The sequence below is a fragment of the Pseudoalteromonas atlantica genome (assembly GCF_043641955.1).
Classification (GTDB): domain Bacteria; phylum Pseudomonadota; class Gammaproteobacteria; order Enterobacterales; family Alteromonadaceae; genus Pseudoalteromonas; species Pseudoalteromonas atlantica_A.
Map to the genome: position 1 here is coordinate 24,249 of NZ_JBHZRV010000009.1, position 14,893 is coordinate 39,141.

At 40.9% G+C, this 14,893-nt stretch carries 15 protein-coding genes; 9 read left to right on the forward strand and 6 right to left on the reverse strand.

All coding sequences use genetic code 11. The features are described from left to right. The first annotated feature begins 48 nt into the window (after positions 1–48). From cysD to ACHUE3_RS16025, 8 genes are all read left to right on the forward strand, one after another. The gene (cysD, locus tag ACHUE3_RS15990; protein ID WP_394193354.1) at positions 49–948 is read left to right on the forward strand and encodes a sulfate adenylyltransferase subunit CysD; all 900 of its coding nucleotides are present in this window, start codon (positions 49–51) and stop codon (positions 946–948) included. Further along, positions 948–2,375 carry a sulfate adenylyltransferase subunit CysN gene (gene cysN / locus ACHUE3_RS15995; protein ID WP_394193355.1) on the forward strand — a complete coding sequence of 476 codons (1,428 nt, stop codon included), beginning with the start codon at positions 948–950 and terminating at the stop codon, positions 2,373–2,375. The genes cysD and cysN overlap by 1 nt, the downstream gene beginning before the upstream one ends. 30 nt (positions 2,376–2,405) lie before the next feature. Further along, a complete protein-coding gene (locus tag ACHUE3_RS16000; RefSeq protein WP_394193356.1) occupies positions 2,406–4,130 on the forward strand; it encodes an SLC13 family permease in 1,725 nt (574 codons plus the stop codon). 36 nt (positions 4,131–4,166) lie between these two features. Beyond that, positions 4,167–4,766 carry an adenylyl-sulfate kinase gene (gene cysC / locus ACHUE3_RS16005; RefSeq protein ID WP_058561357.1) on the forward strand — a complete coding sequence of 200 codons (600 nt, stop codon included), beginning with the start codon at positions 4,167–4,169 and terminating at the stop codon, positions 4,764–4,766. Positions 4,767–4,769: 3 nt separating this feature from the next. Continuing rightward, the gene (gene cysQ, locus ACHUE3_RS16010) at positions 4,770–5,540 is read left to right on the forward strand and encodes a 3'(2'),5'-bisphosphate nucleotidase CysQ (RefSeq protein ID WP_394193357.1); all 771 of its coding nucleotides are present in this window, start codon (positions 4,770–4,772) and stop codon (positions 5,538–5,540) included. Positions 5,541–5,827: 287 nt separating this feature from the next. Next, positions 5,828–6,019 carry a hypothetical protein gene (locus tag ACHUE3_RS16015; RefSeq protein WP_394193358.1) on the forward strand — a complete coding sequence of 64 codons (192 nt, stop codon included), beginning with the start codon at positions 5,828–5,830 and terminating at the stop codon, positions 6,017–6,019. Between the two features lie 285 nt (positions 6,020–6,304). After that, positions 6,305–7,156: a hypothetical protein gene (locus ACHUE3_RS16020; RefSeq protein WP_394193359.1), complete on the forward strand. Its 852-nt coding sequence runs from the start codon at positions 6,305–6,307 to the stop codon at positions 7,154–7,156. 168 nt (positions 7,157–7,324) lie between these two features. After that, on the forward strand, positions 7,325–8,668 hold the full coding sequence (locus tag ACHUE3_RS16025) for a M24 family metallopeptidase (RefSeq protein ID WP_394193360.1): 1,344 nt from the start codon (positions 7,325–7,327) through the stop codon (positions 8,666–8,668). A 106-nt stretch (positions 8,669–8,774) separates the two neighbouring features. Here the strand turns inward: ACHUE3_RS16025 and ACHUE3_RS16030 are convergent, their stop codons facing one another. The 6 genes from ACHUE3_RS16030 to ACHUE3_RS16055 all read right to left on the reverse strand — a co-directional run bounded on the left by ACHUE3_RS16030 (position 8,775) and on the right by ACHUE3_RS16055 (position 13,939). Next, the gene (locus ACHUE3_RS16030) at positions 8,775–9,068 is read right to left on the reverse strand and encodes an antibiotic biosynthesis monooxygenase family protein (protein ID WP_058561363.1); all 294 of its coding nucleotides are present in this window, start codon (positions 9,066–9,068) and stop codon (positions 8,775–8,777) included. A gap of 121 nt (positions 9,069–9,189) precedes the next feature. Beyond that, on the reverse strand, positions 9,190–11,091 hold the full coding sequence (locus ACHUE3_RS16035) for a S9 family peptidase (RefSeq protein WP_394193361.1): 1,902 nt from the start codon (positions 11,089–11,091) through the stop codon (positions 9,190–9,192). Between the two features lie 90 nt (positions 11,092–11,181). Continuing rightward, the gene (locus ACHUE3_RS16040) at positions 11,182–11,562 is read right to left on the reverse strand and encodes a hypothetical protein (RefSeq protein WP_394193362.1); all 381 of its coding nucleotides are present in this window, start codon (positions 11,560–11,562) and stop codon (positions 11,182–11,184) included. Between the two features lie 127 nt (positions 11,563–11,689). Then, entirely contained in the window at positions 11,690–12,127 is a 438-nt protein-coding gene (locus ACHUE3_RS16045; protein ID WP_394193363.1) for a TonB family protein, read from the reverse strand. Between the two features lie 214 nt (positions 12,128–12,341). Further along, on the reverse strand, positions 12,342–12,719 hold the full coding sequence (locus ACHUE3_RS16050; RefSeq protein WP_394193364.1) for an energy transducer TonB: 378 nt from the start codon (positions 12,717–12,719) through the stop codon (positions 12,342–12,344). A 326-nt stretch (positions 12,720–13,045) separates the two neighbouring features. Beyond that, positions 13,046–13,939, reverse strand: a complete 894-nt coding sequence (locus tag ACHUE3_RS16055) for an aldo/keto reductase (protein ID WP_394193484.1) — start codon at positions 13,937–13,939, stop codon at positions 13,046–13,048. A gap of 220 nt (positions 13,940–14,159) precedes the next feature. Here ACHUE3_RS16055 and ACHUE3_RS16060 point away from each other — a divergent pair, with 220 nt between their 5' ends. Further along, positions 14,160–14,870: a YIP1 family protein gene (locus ACHUE3_RS16060; RefSeq protein WP_394193365.1), complete on the forward strand. Its 711-nt coding sequence runs from the start codon at positions 14,160–14,162 to the stop codon at positions 14,868–14,870. Positions 14,871–14,893 lie beyond the last annotated feature (23 nt).

Genomic DNA, 14,893 nt, shown 5'->3' on the forward strand with positions numbered 1-14,893 from the left:
TATCACTTTAAATTTTTAACTTTAATCATTTTAGTAGGACGACTAACAATGGCTTTAACTCACCTTCAGCAATTAGAAGCTGAAAGTATCAAAATCATGCGCGAAGTCGCCGCTGAGTTTGAGAACCCAGTTATGCTTTACTCTATCGGTAAAGATTCATCGGTGCTTTTACACTTAGCGCGTAAGGCTTTTTACCCAGGTAAAATTCCATTTCCACTGCTCCATGTTGATACCGACTGGAAGTTTAAAGAAATGATTGAGTTTCGTGACCGTTTGTCAAAAGAGTACGGCTTTGACCTAATCGTTCATAAAAATCCTGAAGGCTTAGCTATGGGCGTAGGTCCATTTACTCATGGCTCAGGTAAGCATACAGACATCATGAAAACTCAAGGTTTAAAGCAAGCACTTGATAAGTATGGTTTCGATGCAGCCTTTGGTGGCGCGCGCCGCGATGAAGAAAAATCACGTGCAAAAGAGCGTGTGTACTCGTTCCGTGACAAACACCACAGATGGGACCCTAAAAATCAGCGCCCAGAACTGTGGAACACGTATAACAGCCAAGTAAACCCAGGTGAAAGTATTCGTGTATTCCCACTGTCTAACTGGACCGAACTTGATATTTGGCAATACATCTATCAAGAAAACATCGACATGGTTCCGCTATATCTAGCTAAAGAACGCCCGGTTGTAGAGCGTGATGGCACCTTAATTATGGTTGATGACGAACGCATGCCGCTTGCTGATGGTGAAGTACCACAAATGAAGTCAGTGCGTTTTCGTACATTAGGCTGCTACCCGCTAACGGGGGCTGTAGAGTCAACAGCCAGCACATTAACTGAAATTATCGAAGAAATGCTGTTATCAACATCATCTGAGCGTGAAGGTCGCGTCATTGATCATGATTCAGCAGGTTCAATGGAAAAGAAAAAACGTGAGGGCTATTTCTAATGTCTACTAACACTAACGACACGATTAACGAAGTAAGAGAAATTGGCATCGACGCCTACCTTGCTCGCCAACAAGATAAAAGCTTATTACGTATGTTGACCTGTGGCAGCGTAGATGACGGTAAATCAACCCTGATTGGCCGCCTGTTACACGACAGTCACCAAATTTATGAAGATCAGCTAGCAGCCCTTCATAAAGATAACGAAAAAGTAGGTAACGCAGGTGAAGAACTTGATTTAGCACTACTTGTTGATGGCCTGCAAGCAGAGCGTGAGCAAGGCATTACCATTGACGTAGCGTATCGTTATTTTTCGACCGCTAAACGTAAGTTTATTATTGCTGACACCCCAGGGCACGAGCAATACACCCGCAACATGGTAACCGGCGCATCAACCAGTGATGTAGCTATTATTCTTGTTGATGCGCGCTATGGTGTACAAGTACAAACTAAGCGTCACAGCTTTATTTGTGATTCATTAGGCATTAAACAGTTTGTTGTAGCGATTAACAAAATGGATATCGTTGATTTTGACGAAACCGTTTATGAGCGCATCAAAGCGGATTACCTAAAGTTTGCTGAGCAATTGAATGTATCTAACATCAAGTTTGTACCTATGTCGGCGCTTAAAGGCGATAACGTGGTTACTCGCTCTGCACACACACCATATTACACTGATAAGCCGTTACTTGAGTTACTTGAAGACTCACCAGCTGCTGAAACAGACACAGGCTTTGAAGCGCGTTTCCCAGTGCAATATGTAGTACGTCCTAATTTAAACTTCCGTGGTTTCCAAGGTACATTAACTTCAGGCAAGTTATCTGTTGGCGATGCAGTTAAAGTATTACCATCAGGTAAAACATCAAGTATTAAAGAACTGGTAACGTTTGATGGTAACTTAGACACAGCAGAGGCTGGTCAAGCCATTACTATCTCGCTAAATACTGAAATAGATATTAGCCGTGGCGATGTGATTGTTCCTGCTGATTCTACTGTTGCAGTGACAAACCAAGTACAAGCAAAGTTAGTATGGATGCACGAAGCACCATTAGTGCTTGGCAAAAGCTATAACTTTAAGTTAGGCAGTAAAAATACCTCTGCTATTGTGAAAAAGATTGATCACACCATTGATGTGAACACCCTTGAGCATGGCAGCGCTGACAGCCTACAACTTAATGAAATCGCAATTGTAACGCTTGAGCTAACAGAAACCATTTTAGCTGATGAATATCACAACAATCACGAAACGGGCTCGTTTATTTTAATCGACCGTTTATCTAACTTAACCGTTGCAGCAGGCATGGTAGAGCAAGCACTTGCCAGCCAAGAGCAAAGCGGTGACTTTAGTGATTTTGAAGTTGAATTTAATGCTTTAGTACGCAAGCACTTCCCACATTGGCAAGCGCTTGATATTTCAAAGCTTAAATAACTAACTTTGCCTGTTAAGGACATTTAAAGCATGTATCAACAGCTAGTATTAACAGGCATTATGCTTACTTTAGTCGGATGCCTTTTTGGCACTCGACTAAAGCCAGCATGGCTTTTTGTCGGTGCCATTGGCACCGCCTATTTAGCTGGCCTGATTGAGCTTGAAGACATGTTGGTAAACTACGCCAACCCTTCCCTTATTACTTTGGTTTTATTAGTTTTAGTTTCTATCGCGGTAGAAAAAACCACGCTAGTGCAAAAATTAGCCCAGTCACTTTCAAAGGGTAGCTTAACCAACTCAGTGACAAAACTTGGCCTCTCAACCGCCTTTTTATCATCATTTACTAATAATACAGCGGTGGTTGCGTCATTAATTACCGCAATTAAAGACAGTCCAACCCATTCTCCGTCAAAGCTGTTATTACCTTTATCGTACACCGCCATATTAGGTGGCACGATTACCTTAATTGGTACTTCAACAAATTTAATCGTCAATGGTTTTGCCGTTGATGCGGGTATGGCACCGCTGGGCTTTTTCGATTTTACTTTAGTCGGCTTGGGCGCACTGAGTGTTGGCCTTATCACTATTTTAGTGATGCTAAAATACTTACCCGACAACGGTAAGAACGATCAAGAAGTCGTCCCCTTCTATCTTGAAGGTAAAGTAGAGCCAGGCTCAAAACTGATTGGTAAAAGCGTAGAAGAAAACGGCCTACGCGACCTTAAAGATTTGTTCCTCGCCGAAATTTTACGTGGTGATAGACGCATATGCGCGGTAACCCCGCAACAAGTAATTAAATCTGGCGATGTATTGCTGTTTGTTGGCGATATAAAATCAGTCCCGCTACTGACGCGTTTTGATGGCTTAAAAGTGGTGCATGATAAGCACGAAAAAGACGTAGAACACCTCGTTGAAGTGGTTGTAAGTCAATCATCTAAATTTATTGGCAAAACGGTCAAAGAGATTCGTTTTCGCGAGCAATTCCACGCCGCTGTTATCGCAATTCGCCGTGGTCACGACCGTTTGCAAGGTGGCCTTGGTAAGGTGCAGCTACAAGCCGGCGATTCGCTTATTCTTGCGCCCGGCAAAGACTTTTACACCTTACCTAATTTAAAGCGCGAGTTTGTGTATATTTCAGGGCTTGATTTACAAACCCACCTTGCGCCAAAACAATCTAATTTAGTGCTGGCTAGTTTTGCAGCCGTATTAGGCTTAAGCATTTTTGGTATCGTGCCACTTGTTAAAGGCTTGTTGGTTTTGCTAATCGGTTTAATGCTCACAGGTACAATAAGACTGAACGAAGTAAAGCGCCGTTTTCCTATCGAGTTACTAGCAGTAGTGGGCAGTGCCATTGGCCTTGCCAAACTCATGATCGGCACAGGCCTAGCAGGGCAAATATCTGACGCAATGTTTTATGTCCTCGGTGACTTTGGCCCCTATGGTGCGTTTATCGCCATATTTATAATGACGGTGTTATTCACTGAGCTTATTACAAACAATGCGGCTGCAGCTTTATCATTCCCCGTAGCTTACGCTTTGGCGGTTGGCTTTAATGTAGACCCACTGCCGTTTATTATGGCCGTGGCGTTTGGTGCCTCAGCCAGCTTTATATCGCCGTTTGGTTATCAAACTAACTTAATGGTTTACAGCGCGGGCAACTACCGGCTAAAAGATTACGTATTAATGGGTTTACCGCTTTCTATTATTTATTCAATAACGGTATTAACCCTAATTCCGCTGGTATTCCCGTTTTAACCAGCGTTACTCAAGATTCTATAAGAGAGTATTAAAATGGATGAGAATATTGTTTGGCACAATTATGCCATTACTAAATCACAGCGTAGTGAGCATAAAAGCCATAAACCCGCTATTTTATGGTTTACCGGTTTTTCTGGCTCAGGCAAAAGCACCGTCGCAAACGCCCTTGAAAGCGCACTTAATCAACAAGGTATTCATACTTACCTGCTTGATGGTGACAACGTGCGCCATGGCTTATGTAAAGACTTAGGCTTTAGCGACGAAGACCGCATAGAGAATATCCGCCGCGTTGGTGAAACCGCCAAACTCATGGTTGATGCCGGCCTATTGGTACTCACCGCATTTATTTCACCGTTTCGGGCCGAGCGCGATATGGTCAGAGAATTAGTGGGTGATGGCGAGTTTATTGAAGTGTTTTTAGACACACCATTGGATGTCTGTGAAAGTCGCGACCCTAAAGGCTTGTATAAAAAAGCCCGCGCGGGTGAAATTAAGCATTTCACAGGGATTGATTCAGATTATCAAATACCTCATTCACCTGAAATAATATTAGATACCAGTAAAAACACCCTAGACCGATCGGTGCAAGAGCTGATAGCGTATCTAAAACAACAGCAAATTATTAAAGGTTAAGTCATGAACCAAACGGAACTGCTAGAAGAAGTATTGATCCTCGCCCGCCAAGCCGGTAACGCTATTATGGGGATTTACGAAAAGGACTTTAATGTTGAGTACAAGGCGGATGAAAGCCCAGTAACCGACGCCGATCTAGCAGCCCACAAAGTGATTGCCAATGGTCTAAAACACTTAACCCCAGATGTGCCAGTACTTAGTGAAGAAAGCGCTGATATCAGCTGGGATGTACGTCAAACATGGACTCGCTATTGGTTAGTTGATCCAATTGATGGCACAAAAGAGTTTATTAAAAAGAACGGTGAGTTCACAGTAAACATCGCACTTATCGAAAACGGCAAACCCACGTTAGCCGTGGTTGATGCCCCTGCTCTTGGGGTTTCTTACCTCGCAGCAGAGGCCATCGGCGCATTTAAAGACAAAGGCGATGAACGCATAGAGCTTAAGGTGACCACTAAAGCAAATAAAGGCTTAATTCGTGTTGTCGGCAGCCGCTCACACCCATCTCCTGATTTAGCTGAATTTGTAAAACGATTTGACGACGTTGAAATGGTATCAAAAGGCAGTTCACTAAAACTGTGCTTAGTTGCTGAAGGCAGCGCTGATATTTACCCACGACTCGGCCCAACCTGCGAATGGGACACCGGTGCCGGCCACGCCATTGCTGAAATCGCCGGTGCAAAAGTCACTAAACTCGACGGCAGCCCGCTGTTATATAACACCAAAGATGAATATTTGAATCCGTATTTTATTGTGAGTGCGGTAGAAGAATAAGCGCTTTTAACTGAGTTGAGTGTTGAGACGTAGGCTGGGTAGAGCGAAGCGAAACCCAGCGTTCTAGAGCTTAGTGCTGCAAAAAGGTTTAAAGGATTCTTTTGTAGGTCGGGATTTACCCCGTCACATTTTTCATGCTAAAGCCTGACCTACAAGATAAAAACCGCAAGTCCAAATCCCCGCAGGAAATGGTTCAGCCACGAAAAGCTTTCCGCGTTAAAGTTTCTCGTGCATGCCTCATAACTGTACCTTAAAATGAAAATTCAAATTAATTATAAGGAACAATAATGACGACTGTTGAACAGGCGATTGAATCGGCATATCAAACGCAAATCACTCATTTATATAATGCACTTAGCCATGCTGTATTAGCTGCTAATGGGGAACCAAGTGAAATCAATGCTGCTGAGGTAAGCTTTAAAAAAGGCTTAACTTTTGCTGCGGATATTAGAGCCCGCGCACTTGCTGCGGCGCAATAAGCTGCACTGCTAATGAGCATTTACTTGAATGCTCATTGCTCATAAGCTCTGAGTTTACTATAAAGCCACCTTACCCATTCTGTTGATACAAACTGTATTTCGCCTACTAATTTTGAGTAAAAACTGTCAAGTGAAAGTAAGAAAGCCCATTGAACAATCGAGACACTTTATTGAGTAAGTTAGCAAAAGAATAAAACAGGCTATTTAGCGCTACCTTGTAAAACCAATCAAAGTAAACTAACCTAAAAAACAATTACAAACAATAGCTTATGTGTTGGCGTTAATATGATTGATATAGTGGAAGGTAAATTGAAGAAGCTCTCATTTTTAATAATCTTAGGTGTTTTAATTTATGTCTTTTTACAGCTTACAGGGTTGTTAGATAACAATAGAGACGAAGTTGTTTCAGAAGATAAAAAACGTAGTCACGCCACAACGTTAGAGGTTCGCGAAAAGGTTGCTGATAAGCCACTCTCAAAAGATAAGCCGAATACCGATGACAAAAAAACAGAAATACATCAGAAGATTTTAAACTTAAAAAATATGCCTGCACTTCAAAATGGCAGAGCAGCAGAAGCAATTGCACTCAAAAGCTATATGTTGCGTAAGGCATATACTGATGAAGATCATCTAGCATTTGCAAAGGCTATGCCTGATATAGTCCTTGGACACCCTATTGACGTTAATAGTGACTTATATAAAGGTGTTTTACCAGAGCTTGAAAAAGCTGAGGTTAATACTCATTGTGGTTATCGAAAACGTTCTCTTAGTCGTGACATTAGAACATACTGTGTAGATGATATCGTTTTAGAGAAAGTAGATGAACAGGATAAGGTATTTGCACATTATTTTCTCACCGATGAATTATATAACTCAGGCCTGTTCAGAATATGGTATGAGAATTTAGAAGCGTCATCAGGGCAAAAAATGAAAGAGTTACTCCCTGTAACAGGTGAGCTTTATGGGCTTCATGATAGAGGAAAGTGCTCTAAAAACTTTTGTTTTATTGAAGGCCGATTAGACACGGAGGTGATTAATAGCATAACAAATTACAGCCCTGAGTGCTTAATAAGGTTTGTTTCGACCTCTTTAAGAAAAGCCAAAGATAAAACTGTCTATGAAGTTAAATGTGTATAAGTTAATTGAGCTTTTAGAGAAAATGAACTGTCGCGAACGAAAATTGAAACCACGAATAAAATAATCGCTCAACCCTTTTCTCACTTACCGGCGATTTATCTCAAATTGTTTGTTTATCGCAGTTATTCAGGCATGTTATAAATTAACTAGCCTAAAAATAAAACAATTATGCACCTTACTAAACAACTCATGCTTTGCGTAATCTTGCTGGCCACACTTGTGTTAAGCCCCTTAGCTAAGGGGAATGACGTGCCGACTATTTTATCAATGAAAGAGCGCGCTGCGTTTATCGATAATATCACCGAGCTCAGGGTTAATACATTAATGCCCAGCTTAATGAAACAACACAACATTGATATGTGGCTGCTTATTAGCCGTGAATACAACGAAGACCCGATACTAAAAACCATGCTGCCTGCAACGTGGTTATCGGCAAGGCGCACCACCATTTTACTGTTTGCCAGAAATAAGCAAGGCGGTGTTGATGCCTACGCTATTGCCCCTTATAAAATAGGTAATGTATTTACAAAGGGCTGGGATAAAAAAGCGCAACCAAACCAATGGCAAGCGCTTAATGACATAATTGAACGCTACAAGCCAAGCAACATCGCACTAAATACCTCTAATGATTGGGGTCATGCGGATGGTTTAGTGCTTGGCGATTACAATAACTTAATGGCCAACTTACCCAGTGCTTATAAAAATAAAATAATATCAGCAGAGCCGCTTGCTGTTGCTTGGTTGGAGCAACGCATTCCTCAAGAAGTAGAAATGTATAAGCACATAGTGGCGATTGCGCATGCGATTATTGCTGAGGGCTTTTCCAGCAAAGTTATTACGGTAGGCAAAACAACCAGTGACGATTTAGTCTGGTGGTTTAGAGAACGCGTAAGAGAACTTAAACTACAAACATGGTTTCACCCCAGTATTGCAATACAACGCGCCGACAGTAAATCATTCGATCACGAAGATAGCTTTACCAATGGCTATGCCGATAATGTGATTCAAGCAGGTGATTTACTGCATGTCGATTTTGGTATTACGTATTTGCGCTTAAACACCGACACACAACAACATGCCTATGTGTTAAAACCTAACGAAACACGAGCTCCAGACTACCTTGTCGATGCGTTAAAAAAAGGCAATAAACTACAAGACATTTTTACCGCTGAATTTAGTGAAGGTAGAACAGGTAATCAGGTATTAAAAGCCGCTCGCGAAAAAGCCATTGCACAGGGCTTAAAACCTACTATTTATACGCACCCGCTTGGCTATCATGGCCATGCAGCAGGCACTACATTAGGTATGTGGGATTCTCAACAAGGCGTGCCGGGAGATGGCGATTATCCACTGCATTTAAACACCGCTTATTCAATTGAGCTTAACAATGCTGTGTTTATCAAACCATGGAATAAAGAAATTAGAATTATGCTAGAAGAAGACGCCATTTTCGATAAAACCGGCGTATTGTATTTAAATGGTCGACAAACCGAATTACTGCTTGTCGATTAAGAGCATTTTTAGCCGTTGATGGTTAGGTCTTTTTCAAGCAAAAGTCACAAAAAAGACCTGCCATTCTCTGCCACTTAATTTAGTTAATATAAAAGAGAAACATGCGTTAGCCGTTAAACGTGTACTCACGTTTTATTTCTACCACTTGCACACTGTATGACTCATACCATTTAGAACGGCCAATACCTTGAGCTAGCGCATGCTCTGGATCACGCTTCCAATTTTTGATTGCTTCTTCACTTTCCCAGTACGAAATTGCAATTTCTTGATCGCCCTCTGTCACAGCAACAAAATCCAAGCAACCGTACTTTTCAAATGCAAGCTCTCTCATTTTTGTTACTGTTTTACCGTATTCATCATCCTGAATTCCCGGTTTTGCCCTAAATATGACTGCGAACATAGATACTCCTTCGTTGTATTCACTGTGACTGATGTTTGCCCTAGCGGGTAAGACTCAATAAAAAAAGCCAGTGCGCAAATTTTCATGTACTGGCTTTTTATTAAACATAATGAGTCATTAACTACAGGGTTTCATCTAGCCACTTAAAGAATTCACGTTGCCATACAATCCCGTTTTGCGGTGTTAGCACCCAGTGGTTTTCTTCAGGGAAGTATAAAAAGCGGCTCTGCAAGCCACGTAATTTGGCGGCCTGAAAAGCGGCAATACCTTGCTCTAGCGGTACACGGTAATCTTTTCCACCGTGAATCACAAACATCGGGGCATCCCACTTATCTACATAGCTTACTGGGTTAAACTGACCGTATGATTTTTTAGTCGCGGCATTTTCTTCCCAGTATGCGCCGCCTAATTCGTTATTTACAAAAAATAACTCTTCAGTTGTGCCGTACATGCTACGTAAATCGAAAATTCCACAGTGGGCAATAAAGGTTTTAAAGCGGCCGTCGTGGTTACCTGCTAAATAAAATGCAGAGTAACCGCCATAACTTGCGCCAATTGCACCAATGCGAGACGTATCTATATAGGATTCTTTTGCTACATCATCAATGGCATCAAGGTAATCTTGCATTACCTTACCACCCCAATCTTGGCTTATGTCTTCATTCCATTGAACTCCATGACCCGGCATACCACGGCGATTAGGTGCTACCACAATATAACCTTGCGAGGCCATTACTTGGAAGTTCCACCGAAAAGAGTAAAACTGCGACAGTGCAGACTGAGGGCCACCTTGTAAATACAATAAAGTTGGGTATTTTTTGCTTTTATCGAAATTAGGCGGGTAGATAACCCACGTCAGCATGTCTTGGCCGTCTTTGGTTTTTACCATACGTTTTTCAACATTAGGTAACTCAAGGTTAGCATAAAACACGTTGTTCTCTTTGGTCAATGCAACAAGTTTTTTGCTCTTTAAATCAAGTCGGTAAATTTCTCTTGCGGCATTCATGCTGTTACGCGTAATCACTAATTGATTGTCTAACACCGCAACAATGCTGTTTACATCAAACTGGCCATTGGTAAGTTGTTTTATTTTCGGCTTGGCTTTGGTTTTCGTATTTACAGAGACTTGAAATAGCTGAATTGTGCCATCAGTTGGCGCCACAAAATATATGTGCTTACCGTCATGGCTCCATTTAAAGCTGTTTACTGTGCCATCCCAGTGCGCTGTTAAGTTAAATTCACGGTTTTTAACTTTAACAATGATATCGTTCTTATCCGCTTCATTGCCTGGCTCATCCATTTGCAACCACGCTAAATGACCTTTTGGTGAGAACGCAGGGTATTTATCATAGCCTAAGTTACTTTGTGTTATGTTTGTGGTTTTTTTGCTAGCAAGGTTATAACGATAAATATCGGTATTGGTGCTTTTTACATACTCAGTGCCTGTGAACTTTTTGCTCACATAGTAAATATTCTCACCTTTTGGGCCCCAGGTATAATCAGCAGCTCCACCAAATGGTGACGTTGGACTGTCGAACGCCATTCCCTTCATGATGTCGACTTTTTCTTCGCTTTTTAAATCTTGATAAAATACATGTTTAAAGCTGCCGTCCTTCCATGTATCCCAATGGCGATAGTTTAAATCATCAAACACATATGCATTAGCCTGACCAAGCTCTTTATATCTATCGGATGCTAATACGTTTTCTAGTTTCACTTTTTCATGAAACAGTTTTTTGCTGCCATCAGGGGATACACTGCGATCAATCAAAAGACCTTGGTAGGCTTCTAATAACTGAGATTCACCGCCTTTAAGTGGCACTTGGTAAACTTTGCTATTGAAGTCGTTGTTTTCAACACTCGGCGTGGTCACTTTATAAATTACATGGGTTTTGTCTTGATTTAAACCCAGCGCACTAACGCGCTTTACTTGCCAAAGCTTTTCTGGGGTCATTACTTCGCTGGCATATGCGCCCATACTGACCGCTAATCCCAAGCTTACAGATAACATTGTTCGCAACATGGCGAAACTCCTTTAAAAATTAGACTCGATCATGCTACATAAAATAGGCACAAGTTAAAAGAAAGTAGCGATTAACTGACTTCCACCATTTTATAACCCCCAAACTTGGGATGCTGACAGCGCTATAGACAAAACCAGTCCTATAAAAGCCAAGAAATTATAAAACTTCCAATGCCCTTTATGCTTTTTTAAAACTTGATAGAAAGTAAAAATAAAACCTGTAATAGAAGCCAATACCAGTAATACCAACTTTTGCATTAATGGTGACCATATAACATTTCCAGCCCCGATATGATGGTTAAAAAAAGCGGCAAACCACAACAACAGCAGAGCTATAAATAAAAGATAGTACTCTTTCAGCCCAAATCGGCTTTGAGAAGCGCCACAAAACGGGCAAAAATAAGCGGCAGATTTACCTGCCCCAACTATTTTAGGTAAAATTTTGCTTTTACACTTTTTACACGTAGTCATAAAACACGAATGTCTTTGAAGTTATTTGCTAAACTAAGCAAAAAATACAGTTAAACTAATCTGCGCGATACGCGAGGCCAACTGTTAGTTTTATTTGGCCCTGAGAATACGAACCATCTACCTTTAATTAGCTACAGGCTAATTTTGTTTGTTGTTTACAAGCCTGTTCAGCTTGCTCAATAGACTCACCACCAATGCAAAAATCTAACCTTAAGACTCTCTTTTCTGAAGCCGTCTCTGTTGCTGCAGGCACCCACTTCCATTTTTTCAACATTTTGCGAGAATATTTACCTATGTGTTTTTTAGGCAAAGCATTAATAACCTCAACATTTTCGGTTTTACCAGAGTCAGAGATATTAAAGGCCAAAACAGCGCAGCCTCTTATTCCAGAGCGAGCTAGCTCGACTGGGTATTTAGGTGTATTTTGATTTGCCCGTTGCCAAATAAAGTCACTGGTAGGGTCAACATCTGTAACCTGTATGTCTGCATAAGTAGTTTTATTTTTAGCTACAGCACCTGTACTGGCAAAGGCAACGAATAAAGGGATTAATAACGAAACTTTCATATACACTCCATTGTTGGGATATCCATATAACAACCTACCCTATCTCATTTTGATGATTGATAACAACACCCTGCGCCAGTTAATAGTGCCATCAGACAACAGCACGGTTTATAGCACCAAAGGCTGTGACGCAGGTAGCTTTCACCTTAAACTCATCACTAAGAGACAATAATACAATAGGAACGCCAAGCCAATGACGCCCCCTTTAAGTGCTTTACTTGAAAAATATCGTCTGAGTGAAATACACTGGAACGCCTAGGGTATTGGATTTGGCAGGAATAAAATCTTGTTTTGACATCGCTTTAACTCCCGCATAATCCCAAATACCTGCAGGTACTGACTCGATGATTTCTGGGTCAAATGTATTGCCATTGGAGTCTATGAGAAAACGTAAAGTAACATGCCCTTCTTCAAGCTTTTTTGGGGCCCGTTTTAGAGGTAAATTAAAACTAAAACTTTTATTTTTTAGTACCCAGTATTGACGAACGTTATCATTTGTTACTTCAACTGGCTCTTGGTTTAAAACGACTTCCGGGGTTGAAGTACATCCTAAAACCAAAATTGAAAAGAAAATTAGCGAGAGTGTTTTCATAAAATATCCCTATATGTTTAATTAAAATGAGTACATAACCATGTTGTCTGCGACATTTGCCGTTTTATAAACGGATAAATATTCATATATGACAATACATTAACATTATCTATTAAATGCAATTTTGTAAACAATTAGTTACCCAATGTTCAGGCTGTATAAGTTCAAATAGACATAAAAATGGGAAGGAGCTGTCATATTGGACAAAAACGTCATAACCCAAACTGACTGCATAAATTACAATAATTAGTGACTGTGAGATTATCGCTCATATAGCAGCGTATGATTAACTCAAACTAGTAAAGCTATATGAGCAGATATGATAATTAAGGCACGCTGTGTCCTGTAGAGCCCTGCCAAATACGGTACCACTGTTCGCGGTTAAGTTTTAACTGCTTGGCGGCTACTGCCGATTCAATACGTTTGATATTACCTGTACCGAGTACTACCGATGGCGCGCTTGGGTGCATTAGCAGCCATGCGTACACCACTTGATCAATCGAACTTGCGCCAATTTCACTCGCTACTTGTTCAAGCACATGGCGTAAACGTATCGCTTTCTCATCGCTGTCTGAAAATAGACGCCCGCCAGCAAGCGGTGACCAAAACATGGGTTTAATATCAAGTAGCTGGCATTGATCTAAAGTACCATCATCAAGGGCTTTCATTTCATAGGGTGAGCATTCAATCTGGTTAGTCACCAATTCAAAGTCTAAACGCGACTGTAATAAACTTAGTTGTGAAGGGGTAAAGTTAGAAACACCAAATTCCAGCACATCACCATTTTGCTTTAGGGTATTAAAGGCGTGTGCCATTTCATCGGCATGCATTAAATAATCTGGGCGATGAATAAGCAATACATCTAAGCGGTCTGTATTAAAATGCTTAAGTGATTGCTGCGCAGAGGCAATAATGTGCTGTGCACTTGAGTCGTAGTGGTTGGCTTTACCCTCAAGGCCTAAACTAGGAAAAGCTGGTTTAATACCACACTTAGTAATTATTTTAATTTCATCACGAATGCTTGGCTTAAGTGCCAAAGCTTTACCAAACTCAGCCTCACAACCATATTGCCCGTAGATATCGGCGTGATCAGTGTCTGTTACACCTGCTTCAATCGCTTGCTCAAGAAAAGTTAAACATTGCTGCGGTGAGATATTCCAATCTAGTAACCGCCAAAATCCAAGAACTAATTCATCTATTTTTCGTTCAGAGCTGGTCATTATTTCTGCCTCATTCCATTTATTATTCAATTAACTCCCATACGTTAATAGGTTGTTACACTATTATCATGTACAGATACTGATTATGCTTTATTCTACCTACATAATAAGGTATTAATAGCCTTAAGATTTGTACCTAAATGTCCAATCCACCTCAAGATGCAGAGTGCAGCGTTTACAGGGGCTTGGGTATAAAACACTTAATAAAGGAATAATAATAATGAAATCAACCAATGCCCTATCTGCGTGTGTCGATATTTTTATCACACCGACTAAAGCCTTCAATGGCCTAAAAGAAGCCAAAGGTTGGTCTTGGCTTGCGTTTGCGCTGATTATAACGGCACTTGTTGCCAGTAGTTATTTGTTTTACAGCAAAGCTGATCCGCAATTTCTCTTAGAACAACAAGTCGCCGCGGCCACGGTTGATGCCACCATTGGCGAAAAGAAGATGATTCGTCAAAGTATGGAGCAAGGTATAGATAACCAAGTTTGGTTTGCTATTGGTGGAGGTATTTTCGGTATTATTATTATCAACGCACTTATTTCTGGATATTACTTATTAGTGTCAAAACAAGACCCTGAAGCAAATTACGGCTATGGTGCATGGTATGGCTTTGGTTTGTGGACCATGATGCCCATGATTATTTCAAGCTTAGGTGTCATCGCATTAGTGTTGACGGCAAGCACAAATGAACTTTCAATCAATTTATTTAGTTACGCTTCTGTAAACCAATTAATGCTTGGCTTAGAACTAGGTCACCCGTTTTATACCATGACTGAAAGTTTAAATATTTTTAGCCTTTGGGGCATTGCCTTAGCAGCTATTGGCTTAACGTGCTGGACTAATTTTAGCTTCAACAAAGCACTCCTTTTTGCAGCTCTGCCAAGCGTTGTAATCTACGGAATATGGACTGTAATAGCCCTCGTTTAAAGTGCGTGGGTAATTAGCGTTAC

Coding starts and splice junctions, on each gene's coding strand:
- cysD (WP_394193354.1), top strand. CDS start 49: ATGGCTTTAACTCACCTTCAGCAATTAGAAGCTGAAAGTATCAAAATC.
- cysN (WP_394193355.1), top strand. CDS start 948: ATGTCTACTAACACTAACGACACGATTAACGAAGTAAGAGAAATTGGC.
- ACHUE3_RS16000 (WP_394193356.1), top strand. CDS start 2,406: ATGTATCAACAGCTAGTATTAACAGGCATTATGCTTACTTTAGTCGGA.
- cysC (WP_058561357.1), top strand. CDS start 4,167: ATGGATGAGAATATTGTTTGGCACAATTATGCCATTACTAAATCACAG.
- cysQ (WP_394193357.1), top strand. CDS start 4,770: ATGAACCAAACGGAACTGCTAGAAGAAGTATTGATCCTCGCCCGCCAA.
- ACHUE3_RS16015 (WP_394193358.1), top strand. CDS start 5,828: ATGACGACTGTTGAACAGGCGATTGAATCGGCATATCAAACGCAAATC.
- ACHUE3_RS16020 (WP_394193359.1), top strand. CDS start 6,305: ATGATTGATATAGTGGAAGGTAAATTGAAGAAGCTCTCATTTTTAATA.
- ACHUE3_RS16025 (WP_394193360.1), top strand. CDS start 7,325: ATGCACCTTACTAAACAACTCATGCTTTGCGTAATCTTGCTGGCCACA.
- ACHUE3_RS16030 (WP_058561363.1), bottom strand. CDS start 9,068: ATGTTCGCAGTCATATTTAGGGCAAAACCGGGAATTCAGGATGATGAA.
- ACHUE3_RS16035 (WP_394193361.1), bottom strand. CDS start 11,091: ATGTTGCGAACAATGTTATCTGTAAGCTTGGGATTAGCGGTCAGTATG.
- ACHUE3_RS16040 (WP_394193362.1), bottom strand. CDS start 11,562: ATGACTACGTGTAAAAAGTGTAAAAGCAAAATTTTACCTAAAATAGTT.
- ACHUE3_RS16045 (WP_394193363.1), bottom strand. CDS start 12,127: ATGAAAGTTTCGTTATTAATCCCTTTATTCGTTGCCTTTGCCAGTACA.
- ACHUE3_RS16050 (WP_394193364.1), bottom strand. CDS start 12,719: ATGAAAACACTCTCGCTAATTTTCTTTTCAATTTTGGTTTTAGGATGT.
- ACHUE3_RS16055 (WP_394193484.1), bottom strand. CDS start 13,939: ATGACCAGCTCTGAACGAAAAATAGATGAATTAGTTCTTGGATTTTGG.
- ACHUE3_RS16060 (WP_394193365.1), top strand. CDS start 14,160: ATGAAATCAACCAATGCCCTATCTGCGTGTGTCGATATTTTTATCACA.